The organism is Streptomyces sp. NPDC006925, assembly GCF_042869575.1.
In the GTDB taxonomy this organism is placed as follows: Bacteria; Actinomycetota; Actinomycetes; order Streptomycetales; family Streptomycetaceae; genus Streptomyces.
The window spans coordinates 26,037-38,080 of the sequence record NZ_JBIAGB010000040.1; the positions used below are offsets into that span (position 1 = coordinate 26,037).

Genomic DNA, 12,044 nt, shown 5'->3' on the forward strand with positions numbered 1-12,044 from the left:
TCTCAGCCCTGCGTCATGTTGTAGAAGGCCATAACGAGCCCTGAGGTCACCCCGATGCCCATGCCGGCGATCAGGCTCCAGACGATCGCCTGCTTGCCGCGAGCGGCCAGTCCGCCGCGTTCACTGTTGTGGCCGATCGCCACGCACGCCCAGCCGGAGAGCCCGCCCAGGACAGCCAGCGCCAAGCCGATACCGGCTGTCCAGCCGAGTATCTTTCCGGTCGGCGTCTTCAGGGCGCCGGGGACGGTCGGCGTGTAGCCCGGAATCGGACTGTCGGCAAGGAGACGGAACGTTTCGAGCGTGGAGCTCATGCGGGCACCTTTTCGGGAGCGACGACGGCGTCGAAGGACAGGGGTGCGGGCGTACGGGCCGCGGGAAGGGGGTCCCCCCACGCCGCACGGGCGGATGCGAGTACGGCTCGTGCCAGCTCGTGTCCCGCCGTGAGAGTTTTCGGCCTGACACGGTGTGAGTCGCTCATTCCGTGGGCGCGGATGTGCGAGTCATAGGGCACGGAGACCACGGCGAAGGCATGTGACCGGAGCATCGTGGCGGCGGCCCGAACCGGTGCCGGAGGACGACCCTCCCCGGTCGAGATGAGAGCGACGACGGCACGTCCCAGCGGCAGCCCCTCGGCGACCGCTGCTTTGACGGCGACCTGGAGAGCCTGCACGCCCGGACCGGTGGCAGACGCACTCAGGACGGGAACGGCGAAGGGGAGTCCGCACCAGGAAGCGGTCTGGCCACTCCTCCCGGCGCACCGGGCGGCGATGATGTCCTGGGCCATGGCATGAGGAGTGTCGGCGATGACGGCCTGCCAGCCGCCGGCGGCCGCGAGCTGGTGCCAGGCGGCAGGGTCTGCAGGCAGAGAAAGCGGCGCGCTGCTCCAGCCCTGGTGGTCCGTCAGTACCTGCCAGGTGTGGCCCTCGGGCGTTCGGCAGCCGGCGGCCGCCCGCTGGATGTGCTGGCGGGTGGCGGGCCGGTCAGGCGGTATGGACAGCAGCCCGTTCCCGGGTTCCGTGCACCAAAGCGGCCAGGGAGAGGCCAGCCGCGGCGCGGTGTCCAGGACGACGGAAGGCCCGGTGGAGGAAAAGGCCGCCGCCAGAAGACCCGCTGTGGTGGACCGGCCACTGCCACCTACCGGGCCCAGTACGGGTATCACGAGGCGAGCCTGCGCCGGAAGCGCCTCCAGCGTCGGTGATTTCTTGGACAACTTTCCCCCGGAATTGCAGATGCAACCACTGCGAGGTCGGACATCGTCGGCACTCAACAGCCGTGGTCCGGAAGCCTGTTGACGGCATTCTATGGTCGCTTCCGGTGGCCTGTACCCCGCCCCCGCCTCTGTGTCCCACCCGGGAAGAAGAGGTGTTCCAAAAGGTAGTAAAAGTAGTATTCCGGGCGCACGCCAGTCACCCTCCTGTGACAGAAACAGTCTGAGAGGTGCGTGGGACTGGTGTGACAATGGCAGCCTGAGCCGGACCGCTACCTCGACGCCTTCCCCGCGAAGGGGGCGTATACGCGGCACCAGGAAAGAGCTCACCGCCTAGGGGGACAGGCCAATTGAGCATCATTCGCATGTTGCAAATCGTTGGCGGCGCCATAGTGGCGCTCGTCCTCGCCCTCGTGGTCGGTTTGATCCTCCTCCTGGCGATGTCCGGCGGCAGCGGTGGAGGCGGCGAGGGCAATGCGCAGTTGGCGGCAGGCTCTTTGAAGGTCGGCAAGAACGGCGTGCCCGCCGCCTACGCGGGGCTCATCCAGCAGGCCGCCGACGACTGCAACGCCGGGCTGCCGGCGAGCGTCCTGGCCGCCCAGCTCAAGCAGGAGTCGGGCTTCCAGGCCGACCCGGGCAAGAGCAGCGCGGGCGCCCTGGGGATAGCCCAGTTCATGCCGGGCACGTGGAAGACGGCAGGGGTGGACGGCAACAACGACGGCAGGGAGGATCCCCTCGACCCGGAGGACGCGATACCGGCGCAGGGCAAGATGATGTGCAAGCTGCTGCGCACCGCCAAGAAGCATCCGGAGTACGACGGAAGCCCCGTCGAACTGGCGCTGGCGGGCTACAACGCAGGCTGGGGCAGGGTCGAGCAGTACCGCGGAGTTCCCCCCGAGGAGTTCGCGAAAGGCCAGACCTACCACTACGTGAAGATCATCATGTCCAACGTCGCCTCCCTGACCGGCCCCGACGGCGGCTTGTCCACCGGATGGACCCGGCCCGTCGACGGCCCTCTGGGTACCCCGTACCACCAGCGGGGCGGCGCGTGGTCCAGCGGCATGCACACCGGAATCGACTTCACAGTCCCCACGGGCACAACCGTCAAGGCCGCGGGCCCCGGAAAGGTGGTGACGGCGGGTGATGGCGGAGCGTACGGAAACCAGGTCGTGATCAGACACGCGGACGGTACCTACAGCCAGTACGGTCACCTCTCGAAGATCTCGGTCTCCACCGGGAAGCGCCTCAAGGCGGGCCAGAAGATCGGCCTCTCCGGAGCCACCGGAAACGTCTCCGGCCCCCATCTCCACTTCGAGATCCGCACCGGCCCGGGGTACGGATCGGACATCGACCCTGGTGCCTTCCTGCGCAAACGAGGAGTGAAGCTGTGACGGAAGAACTGCAGTTCGCCCCCTGGGGAGTCGTCTCCGCAGGGTTCTGGACGCACGGCACACAGCCGCCCGCAGCCCCGGGGCCGGCCGGACAAGCCGACGCCTACCCCCTCCTCACCCCCGCAGCAGCACACGAGAGCACGGAAACCCGGCAGCCCCCGCCTCCCCCGGAGGAGTACCGCGAACGGGTCGCGGCCATCACCTCGACCTTCACACCGCCGCACGATCCCCAGCGCCTGGCATGGGCAGCCATCCAGGCCGAACGCCTCGACCAAGAGGCCACCGCGACCTACGGCCCCGCCCACACCCACACCATCAGCATCCGGGAACTGCGCGGCTGGATCGCCCGCCTCCAGGACGACCCGGAAACTGCCACCCACTGGGACCTGCATGTGATCCAACTCCAGGGCACCACATGGGGTATGCACCACACGATCACTCGCGCCAGCGCCCAACGTGCCGTACGGCACTGGACCGAGATCCCCGACGCCGCCACCCGGGTAGCCCTGAGCAAGCAGCTCCTCGGCATGCTCATCGCAGTCAGCGGAGAGAACAGCAGTCTCAGCCGGCATGTGCAAAAACTGGTGCGAAGAGCCCATAGCGCTGCCGCCCGCTAAACCTCCCGGCCGCAATCGGCATCGTCTGTTACCTACCTGTGTCATGCTCCACTGGCTCTCAGGGCCACCCCCTGAAACACTCTGCACACCCGTCACACCCACCCCAACCAGCCCCGCCATCACCGAAGTTGAGGCGATCAGGGCAGCGAGAGCCGGTGTGGCGAGCAGCGAGCAACATCGCTCCCGGGCAGGTCCCCCAAAAGGCGGATGCCGGACCAGCGCGCTCGCACAGCGAGGAGTCTCCGTCACCATGCGCAGCACAGGAGGACCGACAATGACGCCCTTTCGGCACCTGACACGAGCAGATCTGGAGCAGCTCACACGTGCCGAACTGTTCTCACGGCTCGCTGAGGAAAGCGCCTTCTGGAAGAGACTCACAGCAAAAGAGATGAGTGAGCAGGACGTGAAGGCGTACCAGGAGTTCCTGCAGATAGCACTGACACTCCACGATCCCCGCGGCCTGGCCGATCACCTCGGCAACGTCATCGACGGACAGGACGACGGCTACCTGGACCAAGTGCCGGGCTCGGCTTGCCAGGCCCCACGATGACAGACGGCGAAGCCTACACCGAGCACCTGGAAGAGCCTCCCGTACCGTGGTCGTTCACGCAGGGGACGGACGAGCTGGAACTGGCACTGGACTCGTTCAAGACGGAATGGGATGCGCTGGTCGCGCAAGGACAAGCTCGGCGAAACGTGCGCAGGCAGTTCAATACCGCACTCGCGGTGGGCAGCGGATCATTGGGCCCGCAGGAAACCGACCGACTCGCAGGAGCCCTGGCCGAACTCGGGATGCTGCGCCCGGGCGACGCCGTGCCCACAGCCGAAGCTCGCACGGACTCACCGTCCGCGGCTGTGCCGGACCAGAGCGCCGTCCAGCCCCTACGTGGTGGGGTGCGATTGTCCGTGCCTGGAGCGCGCCTCGTCCCGACCGGAGCGGTCACCGCAGTGGTGGAAGCCATCGGGCACACGGTTGCAGCCCGTGGGATCGGATGTGTGTTCGGCCAGCCGGGAGTGGGCAAAACAGTGGCGGCACATCACGCTCTGGATCTCCTGCCATCGCGGACGCCGGCCTGGCGAGCGGTCGTCGCCGTACGACCGGATCTACCCCAGCTGCGCGAGTGCCTACTGGAGGCATGCGGTCTGCCCATGGCACCCCTGGCGCACTCCGCACCGGCGGCCGACGGCGCTCTCAAGGAGACGTTGCAGCAACCAGGCGTGCTATTCCTCGACGACGCACAACGCCTCTCACCCTCGTTGCTGGACTATCTGCGACTGCTGTGGGACGAACCAGGCACCGCCGCCGCGCTGGTGCTGTGCGGAGCAACAGCAGAGCAGGCGATCGACAACGTCCCAGCTGTGCGTTCCAGAGTGCTGACCTGGCACCAGACCGCAGGACTGGAACCGGAACAGCTCGCCGAGACCCTGACCGAGTTCCACGACATCTGGGCGGACGCGGAACCTGCGGATATCGCCTGGGCCGACTCCGCGGTGGCCCGAGGGAACTTTCGCACCTGGGCGAAGATCACCTCACACCTCTATGGCCTCGTCCAACGCAACCCGCGAACCCATATAGACCGTCCCGTGATCAAACAAGCATGTGCACGCCTGAGTACCTATCCATGAGGGGTCCTGAATCCCGGTCCCGTCGGCACTGCTGACATCTCTGCGGTCCGCCTCTCCCTGTGTGGTCCCCGCCCCCCTGCCTCCTGTGCCAGGGGGAGGCTGATGGCCCGTCTGGGGCCGGTGGCCGGTGCTGCGAGCCGGGGGAGCTGAGAGCTTGGCCTGTGCCCTGTCCTGCTGGCTTGCCCCTGGATTCATCCCTTGGACCCCGGACAGGTCACGGGACAGGGCACACAGCAGGGCGTGGGACAGGTCGCGTCACTGTCCGTCAGAAACCAGCATCGCCCCAGGCCACTCCGCTTGGTAAGCGCTGGCGGTGAGCCCGACACTCCAATCAGGGTCTATGGGGGCGGATACGCGTTGTCGAGCTGGGGGCGGCGGCTCCCGGCCGCGCTGCCTCCGGGGCCGGGGGCGGCCGGGTGGGGTGAGCGCTCCCACCCCGGGGTCGAGACATGCACGTCCTGCGCGTCAGTCCAGCGCACACCGCGTCTGGCTACCTGTCAGCCAGTTCCGCGCTGACAGGTAGCCAGACACTTGCGCCTGGTGCCGTGTCGCGCAGACCAGCGCCTGTGACGGGCTGTACCGCGTGGATGACGTGCAGGCGGGCGCATGTCGCCGGCCCGGGAGCCGTGAGCGGGCTTCTCAGCGCCAGTTCTCGTAGTTCTCGTCGGCCTGCCAGCCTTCCGGCGGTGGTGAGTAGGGGGAGCAGGCTCCGCATGCCTTGCACGTCCATCGTCCGTGGAGTCCGTGGACGTCGCTCTTGCAGGAGGTGCACACGTGCGTCGTGTAGTAGTTCTCGACCGTTTCGCTCTCACTCATCGCCCATCCCGGCTCATCCCGTTGTTCCGCAGTTGTTGCAGCTCCAGCCGCCATCCGACCCCTGGATCACTGGCGCGCCGCAGTGCGTGCAGTTCATGCCGCCCCCACCCTGCTGGACGTTGTTCACAGCGTCCTCCCGACAGTCGGGCAGTGCCAGACATACAACGAGCCAGATGGGCGACGATTCTGCGACGGTCGGCCTCGGACCGCCTCACGGCACCCGGCATGCTTTGAACTGGAGGGGCTCACTCCGTGCGGTGTGCAAGTAGGTTTCCGAGCTTCGGCATGAATTCCGTGAGAAGCAGGAGTGACCAATTCGAGTTTCGGTTGTGGGGCCCGGCGCCGGACGGTGCCGGGCCCCGGTCGGGTGGTCAGCGTTGGGGTCGGCGGGGTGGGGGGATCTTGTGCAGGAGGTCCCATAGTGGCCATGGGCCGGCGGCCCAGCGTGCGAGTACGTCTCGGTCGACCAGGTGTATCTGTGTGTCGTTGCTGAAGGGGCGGGCGTCACGGGTGAAGCGGCCGTTGGTCAGCATCACGACCACGTCGGCCTTGTGCACGGGGCGGGCTGTGCCGTTGAGCCGCTGCAGGTCCGGTGTCCCGATCGCGGAGCCGGCCAGGCCGTCGCGACGGTGCTTGCACTGGATGACCCACCGCCGCCCCGCCGGATCGGTGGCGATCACGTCCGCGCCTCTGTCTCCGCGGCCGCCGGTGCGCACCGCGTCCCGGCAGCCGTCCCGGGCCATCAGGTCACGGACCGCGTGCTCGAACGCCGCGTGGTCCAGCGCGTCCAGCTGCGCGAGCTGGTAGCGCAGCCCCTGGGCCCGCACCGCCTCCCAGCGCTGCCGCTGCACCCTCTGCTGCCACCACACCGCCCCGCCGCCCGCGGCCGCCACGGCGACCAGGACCAGCAGCCACCAGTGCACGAGGAGCCACTGCACCACCGCCACGACCAGGCCCACGCCGAGCACGGCGACCACCAGGCCCACGACCAGCTTCTCTTCCTGGCGCCTGCTCCGCCGCCCGCGGCGACGGCGCACCGGCGCCCGCCGGGACGGCGTCCGCCGAGCCGCCGTCCTTCGGGCTGGCCGACGCCCGCTCATCGGGCATCCTCCGGCCGCACCGGCTTCCCGTCCGGCAGCGTGATCCGCAGCACCGGCGTCTTCACCTCGTGACGCTCGGCCGCCGGCGCCTCGGGCCGGCCCTGCTGCCCACGGGAGACCGGGCTTCCCCCGCCCTCGCCGTTGGCTATCGCCAGCACCACCACGGCGGCCAACGCCAGGAGCGACAGCTGCCGCCCCGAGCCCGGCGCCGACCGGGTGTGCGCGCCTACCTCAGTTCCATCCCCGCGTGTGTACGCACGGACGTCAACCACATGCCCTCCCCTTGACGAGTCCCGAGTCCCCCGCTCGAACTCACCAGTGGACCACCCGCCACTGACAGAACGTCACCCATGGATCATCAACAGTGATCACCCCGACGTGGACGGTGCGGCGAACCCAGGGGTACGGAATCGCGCCGGTGCCCCGCCGTGCCAGCTCACCACGTCTACGGCCTGTTCCACGGACAAGCGCAGACAAGCGCAGACAGGGGCGGACAGGTCACGGGACAGGGCACGCGGCAGGGCGGAGGAGCGGTCGCATCACGGTCTGTCAGGTCGCGGCATCGGCCCAGGCCGCCCGGTGTGGTGAGCGGCGACAGTTCAGCCCGGCATCTTCTCCAAAGCACGCAAAGGCAGGTGCGGGGTGCAGGCGCGCGATGTCGAGCTCGGGACGCCGAGCCTCTGCCGCGCAACCCTGGCCCCGGCGCAGCGCGACCCGCGCCGCCCCGGGGTTGCGGGGCTTGCCCCCGCACCGATGACTCTGGCGCCCCAGCCACGGGCCGCTGCCAAGCCAACAAGGTGCCGCCGCCCGGACTGCCGCGCGCGGACCGTCCGCGCGCTTGATCCCGAAGGGGGAATCCATGTCCACGCTCGCTCTGCTGGTGCTCCTGCTGCTGGTCCTGGTCTGCCTGCTGTCCGTCGATGCGCTCGGCTACGCCGTCTACCGCCACCCGGCGCTCTCCCAGCCGCTGACGGTCGCTCTGGCCGGGGCGGCGCTGCTGGTTGCCGTCGTGGCCATCGCCGCCGCCCGGTGACCCCGCGGACGGGCGCTGCCGCCCCGCTCGGGGTTGCCTCGCACCAGGACAGACGGGGGACAGGGTGGTGGCGGGTCGTGGGACAGGTCTGGACAGGGGCCACACCAGGTGTCACGTCACTGCCTGTGAGGCAGCGTCATCGGCCCAGCTCAGCCAGCGTGGTAAGCGGCTGCGCGGAGCCCGACATCTCTCCGTGAGCGCACCTGGAGCCGGGAGGCAGGGCGTGAGGGCGCGTCCGTCGAGCCGGCGGAGCGGAGCCCCCGACCGTGCGATCCCGGGCTCGGGATCGCACGGTGAGGCGGCGGAAGGTCCGGCGGACCCTGGGGCAGAAAGTGACGTGGTTGGCGCGTCGGCCCAGTTCGGACGTGACCGGGGCTTACCTCTTGGTCGGTGACTCTGGCGCTCCGTCACTCGGATGGCGCCGGGGAAACTCTCGAGTCCCTTGAGAAGTAGAAGCCCCTCACGCGGGGGGCGTTTCGTGTTCCTGATTCCCGAGAGGAAGGTCCGATGCTCGTTGTTCTGGTCCTGGCCGCGGTGGTCCTGCCGCTGCCGTCCGGTGTCCCCGGGCACAGTGCAAGGCCGAGACCGCCACAGCTGTCGTGCCGGGGCCGAGGTTGCGGAGTAACTCTCCACCCCCGTTCCGGTATCCGTCGGCGAAGCCGGCATGGAGGACTCTTCCCACCTTCCGTAAGAGCCCGCAGAGTCCCGGACCCCTATTCACCCCGCCGGGAGTGGGTCGCCGGGGTCGCCGATGCCGGGGGAATCGGCTGGTCGGGATACGGGCGTTCGTTGGGGGGATATGCTGAGCGTGCTCCACCTCGGTTCCGTCGGATTCCCCGGATTCGCATGCGAGTTCGGTTAGCCGCTCGGGTCTCGGTTAGCTGCCGGGTCTTTGGGCGGGTCCGTCCCAACGGAACAGAGGAGGAGTCCATGGACGATGAGCACGAGGCGAGCGAGCCACCACGCGATGGCGGACGGTGGTGGTGCGTCGGAGGCTTAGCGGTCCTCGGTGCAGTCGGCCACGTCGCCGACATCGCCCAGGTCGTCGATTTCGTCAGTATGGGGTGGCAGTACCTGCGGTGACATGGCGCCGCCAGAGGACCGGCCGGAGCGGGCTCATTAAACGAGCCCGACCGCATAGGGCTCGGCCGGGCTCGTAACTGTCGCGGAAGGCCCTCCGGCTGGTACCCGGGGGGTCTTTTCGCGTTTCCAGCCCGGGCGCTGCACTACTTGCAACCCTTGGCTGTGTCTCTTAAGACTCTACATCCTTGTGTTGCACGTTGCTCTTTTTAAGATGTGATTCAGCCCTGCTGCGGTGCTGGAGTCGGCAGGTCAAAGGGGGTCTTGGATCTTTCCAACCTACTCACGTGAGCAGGTTGACAGAAGGACAGACCGGCCGCCGTGGTTCCGACCAGGCCCCGACGCAGGGCTTGGCCGGGCGCCAGCGGCGGCTGCGCTGCCGGGACTGGTGGCGTCCCGGTCGGTTGCGGCTGCTCCTGGAGCCGGCGCCCGATGCGCCGCAGCAGTTCCGGCCACCGGCCCAGACGGAAGAAGAAGATGCCGCCGACGACGGACAGCGCGTAGATCCATGAGCCGATGACCCAGCTCCTGGTCCCCATGGAGTCGGGCGTCATGGCCGCATACGGCCAGGTCCAGTACTTGCCCAGGTAGCCGTTCCACAGCAGGGCCATGAGGACCCAGCAGAGCAGACCGGAGGCGAGCGCGCCCACCACGATCTGCCGGGTGGGCGTGCGCTCGATCTCCTCAGCAGGGCGGGGCACATGGCCGCACCGCCAGATGCCCGGCTCCGCCTCCGGCCGCGGCGCCCGCAGTCATCCGGCCAGCGCCGCAGCACCAGCCGCCGCCGCAGGCGGCGGAGCCTGCGCCGGCACCGGCGGCGGCACCGTCCGCTTGTCCCATCCGCGCCCCTGCTCCCCGGTCGTCATCTCCGCCCCCTGTGGTCCTGGCCTGCTGCGACGCCGCCCAATCTAGTCGTGCGCGCTGGCCGCTGGTGCCCACGATGCTCCGACCAGCGGCGGGAGCTGAGGGCCGGTCACCTCTGGGGAGGTGGCCCGATTTCTGCAGGACCGCCGGGGCTTGGGCCTGCGAGCCCCGGCCAGTTCACCCGGATTCTGACATTCCACTCCGGGTCCTAATGTCCTGGCTGTATCGAATTGAAGGTTTTCCTTCTATCTGCTGCTTCCTTCCCGGAGTGCCTTCCAGCCCTCGTCTGCGAATTTCCGGGTACCGAGGTCCGCAGGATCGGGGGTCCACGAACGGTCGACTCCCTCTTCCAGCGCCGTCATTTTCCAGTCCCCAGCAGTCCAGATGGCCTCGGATGGCAACGCCATCAACTGTGTTTTGGTCTCCTCTCCTTCACCTGCCCTTGAGGTCACGCGCGTCAGGACGTAGACGCGTACGCGGTCTGCGCTGAGTGGCTTCCACTGCACACCGATGGGAGATCCGCTCAGGTTGGCGCCGTCCGGGACGGGGCCCTTAACCGGTACGCCCGCCATTTTCCGCGCCGATTTCACGGCGAAGGGCACCGCCGCTGCCAATTCCTCCTGCTGGTTGGGGTCTTCTAGGTCTTTGGGATCTGCGTAGGTCTCCAGTGCTAGGCGAATCTTGTCTCCATCCAGAGTCCAGCCCGCCCGGTTGTTCGCGACTGTCGCAGCGACAGCGCCGGTGTCGGTGTGCGGGAATCCGATGGGTAGCCCGTTCTTGCGGGATTTTCCTTCGGGCAGGTTGACCCAGGAGTCAGTGTCGTGGAATGTGCTGTCGTCCTCCGAGTCACTCGGCGTCTTTGAGGACTGCGCGGGCCCGTGGGAGGGCCCCGCGGCATCGTCCTCCCTGGCGTCAGAGTCGCTTCCGCCACCGGCCAGGAAGCCCACCAGGACGCCCACGAGCAGAAGGATGATGCCCACCAGAGCCATGACCAGCAGCCGCATACGCCGTTGGGACATCTGATCGAGATGCAAGGACAACAGAAACCTCTTCAGCCGATGCGAGTAGTTAAGAGACAGCACTGCGCGTGCTCATTCTGATGCGCGGAGCTGCCCAGCGTCCGAGCGGGGCCGCGGGATGCAGCTTTCCGGAGCTCTCGGAACGTGGGGGAGACGTGGCAGCTCGGCCTCGCGTCACCACGTGGCCGAATCTCCAAGCCTCTCGCGCCACCACGTAGACCCGGCTTCACCACGTTGGCGTGCCTCTCCACACGCTGTACCGGCCGTGCGTTCCTGGGGGCCTGGCTGGCGTCTCCCTGCCCGGGACCCGGGGCCTGTGGCGGCGGTATCGGTGGTGGGGTGGAAGGCTGGCGCGCATGGAGGAGCCGTGCCGGCGGGTCTACGGCAGTGAGCACGATGACCCGCATCCCTACGCCCGCCCGGTCACGAGTACCGGGAGTTGGTGGGTCCGCTGGACGGATTGCTGTTGGATGTCACCGGTTGTAGCGAGTCCGAGCTGGCCGAGGGTGCGGCACTGATCACTGAGATCGGCCAGTTCGGCCCCGGCGGCCGGGCTCTCTACGGTCCTCGTCCCACGGATTCTCTGAAATGGGACTGGGAAGGCGACTCCCCCTGAAAGCAGGACACCTGACCGGCTCTTCTCTGAGCGGAAATCAGGGGCCAATCCGGATCCGAAGGATGAGGTTTCCGACAGCATGCGCAGTGCCCTGTGAGACCCAAATCGCACCCAGTTGTGCATACCTGAATCCAACTCAGATAAGCCCCTGGAAACCTCCCCGTGCATAGCCGGGAGAGGCATCCGGGAAAGAGGTTTTCGGGGGGTGTTCCGGCCCGGTTGGGGGTGGCTGGTGATCCCAAGCTTTACACAGTGCCTCGTGACGATGCATGCAGAGCGGGAGGGGGTGAGCCGGAATCCCAGACCCTACACAGGGAGACATGTGATGCACGGGCCTCGAGCTTCCAGCACCCCTGGCTCCCCCGGGATTTTGGGGGAGCCAGGGGTGCTGGTTGTGCGGGTTGGCGTCGGGAGCGCAGCGGACGACGCCCCGCCGGGGGTGGTGGCGGGAAGGCCCAGGCTCTACACAGGGGCAGACAGGATGCACCTCGTGTAGCCCGCTGTCTTTGGGTTCCCGCTTGCGGGGGCCCGGCAATGCGCGCTTGCGCGTACTGCCTTCTTTTTTGAATTCCGCTTGCGGAATTCTATTCCGGCGCCTGCGCCGGAATTCGCATTGCGCTTGCGCAATGCATTTCTCTATGCCCCGGCTTGCCGGGGCATAGCCCGCTCCGCGGG

13 protein-coding genes and 1 pseudogene are annotated in these 12,044 nt (G+C 68.0%); 7 read left to right on the plus strand and 7 right to left on the minus strand.

Translation table 11 applies throughout. From position 1 onward, the window contains the following. Window positions 1-2: 2 nt before the first annotated feature. The gene (locus ACFYNS_RS31005; protein ID WP_051272056.1) at window positions 3-311 is read right to left on the minus strand and encodes a hypothetical protein; all 309 of its coding nucleotides are present in this window, start codon (window positions 309-311) and stop codon (window positions 3-5) included. After that, window positions 308-1,210 carry a hypothetical protein gene (locus ACFYNS_RS31010; protein ID WP_388606224.1) on the minus strand — a complete coding sequence of 301 codons (903 nt, stop codon included), beginning with the start codon at window positions 1,208-1,210 and terminating at the stop codon, window positions 308-310. Before ACFYNS_RS31010 ends, ACFYNS_RS31005 begins: the two co-directional genes overlap by 4 nt. Before the next feature lie 362 nt (window positions 1,211-1,572). On the opposite strand from ACFYNS_RS31010, the gene ACFYNS_RS31015 reads away from it, so the two are divergent. The 4 genes from ACFYNS_RS31015 to ACFYNS_RS31030 all read left to right on the plus strand — a co-directional run bounded on the left by ACFYNS_RS31015 (window position 1,573) and on the right by ACFYNS_RS31030 (window position 4,841). Beyond that, window positions 1,573-2,598 (plus strand): peptidoglycan DD-metalloendopeptidase family protein, encoded by a 1,026-nt coding sequence (locus ACFYNS_RS31015; protein ID WP_388606226.1) that lies wholly within the window; start codon window positions 1,573-1,575, stop codon window positions 2,596-2,598. Continuing rightward, window positions 2,595-3,215 carry a hypothetical protein gene (locus ACFYNS_RS31020; RefSeq protein ID WP_388606227.1) on the plus strand — a complete coding sequence of 207 codons (621 nt, stop codon included), beginning with the start codon at window positions 2,595-2,597 and terminating at the stop codon, window positions 3,213-3,215. Before ACFYNS_RS31015 ends, ACFYNS_RS31020 begins: the two co-directional genes overlap by 4 nt. Window positions 3,216-3,603: 388 nt before the next feature. Then, on the plus strand, window positions 3,604-3,765 hold the full coding sequence (locus ACFYNS_RS31025; RefSeq protein WP_388606229.1) for a hypothetical protein: 162 nt from the start codon (window positions 3,604-3,606) through the stop codon (window positions 3,763-3,765). Then, window positions 3,762-4,841 (plus strand): AAA family ATPase, encoded by a 1,080-nt coding sequence (locus ACFYNS_RS31030; protein ID WP_388606231.1) that lies wholly within the window; start codon window positions 3,762-3,764, stop codon window positions 4,839-4,841. Before ACFYNS_RS31025 ends, ACFYNS_RS31030 begins: the two co-directional genes overlap by 4 nt. Window positions 4,842-5,480: 639 nt before the next feature. Here ACFYNS_RS31030 and ACFYNS_RS31035 read toward each other — a convergent pair. The 3 genes from ACFYNS_RS31035 to ACFYNS_RS31045 form a co-directional block, all read right to left on the minus strand. After that, entirely contained in the window at window positions 5,481-5,657 is a 177-nt protein-coding gene (locus ACFYNS_RS31035) for a hypothetical protein (protein WP_388606232.1), read from the minus strand. A gap of 371 nt (window positions 5,658-6,028) precedes the next feature. Then, on the minus strand, window positions 6,029-6,634 hold the full coding sequence (locus tag ACFYNS_RS31040; RefSeq protein WP_388606243.1) for a restriction endonuclease: 606 nt from the start codon (window positions 6,632-6,634) through the stop codon (window positions 6,029-6,031). A gap of 119 nt (window positions 6,635-6,753) precedes the next feature. After that, a complete protein-coding gene (locus tag ACFYNS_RS31045) occupies window positions 6,754-7,029 on the minus strand; it encodes a hypothetical protein (RefSeq protein ID WP_388606234.1) in 276 nt (91 codons plus the stop codon). Between the two features lie 587 nt (window positions 7,030-7,616). Between ACFYNS_RS31045 and ACFYNS_RS31050 the strand changes: the two genes are divergently transcribed. Both ACFYNS_RS31050 and ACFYNS_RS31055 read left to right on the plus strand, forming a co-directional pair. Further along, window positions 7,617-7,790: a hypothetical protein gene (locus tag ACFYNS_RS31050; RefSeq protein ID WP_388606236.1), complete on the plus strand. Its 174-nt coding sequence runs from the start codon at window positions 7,617-7,619 to the stop codon at window positions 7,788-7,790. Window positions 7,791-8,720: 930 nt separating this feature from the next. After that, window positions 8,721-8,873: a hypothetical protein gene (locus ACFYNS_RS31055; protein WP_388606238.1), complete on the plus strand. Its 153-nt coding sequence runs from the start codon at window positions 8,721-8,723 to the stop codon at window positions 8,871-8,873. 218 nt (window positions 8,874-9,091) lie between these two features. Here ACFYNS_RS31055 and ACFYNS_RS31060 read toward each other — a convergent pair whose 3' ends face one another. After that, on the minus strand, window positions 9,092-9,571 hold the full coding sequence (locus tag ACFYNS_RS31060; RefSeq protein ID WP_388606240.1) for a hypothetical protein: 480 nt from the start codon (window positions 9,569-9,571) through the stop codon (window positions 9,092-9,094). 408 nt (window positions 9,572-9,979) lie between these two features. Continuing rightward, complete coding sequence (locus ACFYNS_RS31065; protein ID WP_388606241.1) at window positions 9,980-10,816, minus strand: hypothetical protein; 837 nt, start codon at window positions 10,814-10,816, stop codon at window positions 9,980-9,982. Between the two features lie 293 nt (window positions 10,817-11,109). On the opposite strand from ACFYNS_RS31065, the pseudogene ACFYNS_RS31070 reads away from it, so the two are divergent. Then, window positions 11,110-11,369, plus strand: a pseudogene (locus ACFYNS_RS31070) (hypothetical protein). The last annotated feature ends 675 nt before the right edge of the window (window positions 11,370-12,044 follow it).